Here is a 2,052-nt window from a genome sequence, read left to right as displayed (position 1 = left end):
CCCTTAGAGGGGGAATCCCCGGGAATGATTGCTCCGCCGGATGAGCAGAAATAAATCATGAATCGCCCCGGTCCCAGTAGACACCTGTGAGCCTCAAACTAGAGGTAAGACAGGAGGTGCGATGAGCGCGCAGAGATACACCGAGGAATTCAAGGTCGAGGCGGTCAACCAGGTCTTGGGCAGAGGCCACAGCGTTGCGGAGGTCGCGCAACGTCTGGGCGTGAGCCAGCACAGCCTGTACCAGTGGCTCAGGCAACGACGCCGCACCGAGACTGAGCCGCAAGGACAGGTATCGCAATCCGACGAAGTACGCCGGCTCAAGGCCGAGCTCAAACGGGTGACCGAGGAGCGCGACATCTTAAAAAAGGCCGCAGCGTACTTTGCCAAGCAATCCGGGTGAGGTACGCCTTCATCAGGGCGCACGCGGGCCAATACAGCGTGCGCCGTCTGTGCAAAGCGATGGCGGTGCATCCCAGCGGTTATTACGCATGGCAGGCGCAACCCTTGAGCCCGCGTGCGAAGGACGACCAGCGCCTGCTTGGACTTCTCAAGCAGGCGTGGTTGGAGAGCGGCGGGGTCTATGGCTATCGCAAGCTCACCTTGGACATGCGCGACTTGGGTGAGCGCTACGGCAAGCACCGGGTGGCGAGGCTACTCAAGGCCGAGGGGCTGCGTTCGCAATCAGGCTACCGTCGACGCCCTGCCGGGTGTACCGGAAAGCCGGCGGTGGTCGCCCCCAATCATCTGCAGCGGCAGTTCACGGTCGATGCTCCGAACCAGTCCTGGGTGACCGACATCACCTATATCCGCACGCACGAAGGCTGGCTGTACCTGAGCGTGGTCATCGATCTGTGGTCACGCATGGTCGTGGGGTGGTCCATGGGGCAGCGCATCGATACCCAGTTGGCGCTGGATGCCTTGCTGATGGCCCTGTGGCGCCGCCGTCCGCACCAGCAGGTCCTGATTCACTCGGATCAGGGGTGCCAGTTCACCAGCCAAACCTGGCAAGGCTTCCTGCGCGAGCACAACCTGCTGAGCAGCATGAGTCGGCGCGGCAACTGCCACGACAACGCCGTGGCAGAGAGCTTCTTCCAGTTGCTCAAGCGTGAGCGAATACGCCGGCAAATCTATGCCACCCGGCAGGAGGCCAAATCCGACGTCTTCAACTACATCGAGATGTTTTACAACCCAACACGGCGCCATTCGAGCGCCAACGGACTATCACCGGTAGAGTTCGAACAACGCCATTCCCAACGGCTCGCGGGTGTCTAGGAAAGTCGGGGCGATTCAACGCCGATGACGCTCATATGCCTAAGAGGCTAGTGTGAGCCAACGCGCAGTGGACATTGAGGGATCTAACTATCAATGACTCGCTACCGGATTCGCCTTGCTAGGCGATCTTCTGCATCCAGTCGGGTGTAGGGATTTTGTTTCCTGCGTAGAAATCCTCCAACCGTCTCCGATTTTGCATACCGACTTCCAAGCCAAGAAACTGCGCCGCATTTCGACCGAAGAATGCATTTGAGAGCGATGTCCGGCGTGCTCCGACGTCCGGCTGCTCACTCTCAATTCTACGCATCACGTCCATGAAGTCGGAAAGATATCGATCCACGTTGCGTTGCGGCAATATCATCGTCCAGTCTGTACCGTACATGAACCGCTCGCGTAGGACATGGTTGTTCGATGCCGCGTAGAGCGAGCGCAGCACCTCAACCATCCTGGGTTGATTGAGCAGAACGCCTGCAAAGTAGCTGCTGTCTGCGAATGCGTTGATGCCTGGGGAGCCTGGCGTCGCAGTGATCAGATCCAGAAATCTACGGGTCTTCTCACCGCCGTGATCCTCCAGATCCGTGTCACCGAAGTGTCCAAAATTCACACGCAAACCTGGAAATTTCTCCAGCGCATATGCCCAGTATTCGCTCCCCGCTAAATCCTTAAACTTCTCGCTGGGGCCATTGGAATGGTTGGTGTGTGCCATGACAGGTACGTCATGGTCGATGCAGTACCGGAAGAGAGCCTCCATAGCGGTATCAAGCCGTTGGCTGTTGATTT

At 58.4% G+C, this 2,052-nt stretch carries 2 protein-coding genes; one reads left to right on the top strand and one right to left on the bottom strand.

What is annotated here, in order from left to right; all coding sequences use genetic code 11:
- The first annotated feature begins 121 nt into the window (after positions 1-121).
- A protein-coding gene (locus tag C404_RS57500) for an IS3 family transposase (protein WP_152524505.1) occupies positions 122-1,272 on the top strand; the annotation gives its coding sequence in 2 pieces (ribosomal slippage) (positions 122-368 and positions 368-1,272; 1,152 coding nt in all).
- 118 nt (positions 1,273-1,390) lie between these two features.
- Here the strand turns inward: C404_RS57500 and C404_RS0130590 are convergent.
- On the bottom strand, positions 1,391-2,052 hold a 662-nt coding region (locus tag C404_RS0130590), incomplete at its 5' end, for an amidohydrolase family protein (protein WP_031330262.1).

It is taken from the genome of Ralstonia sp. AU12-08 (genome assembly GCF_000442475.1).
Lineage (GTDB): Bacteria > Pseudomonadota > Gammaproteobacteria > Burkholderiales > Burkholderiaceae > Ralstonia > Ralstonia insidiosa.
The sequence above is the reverse complement of the archived record's forward strand: the minus strand, read 5'-3'. Positions and strand labels throughout refer to the sequence as shown.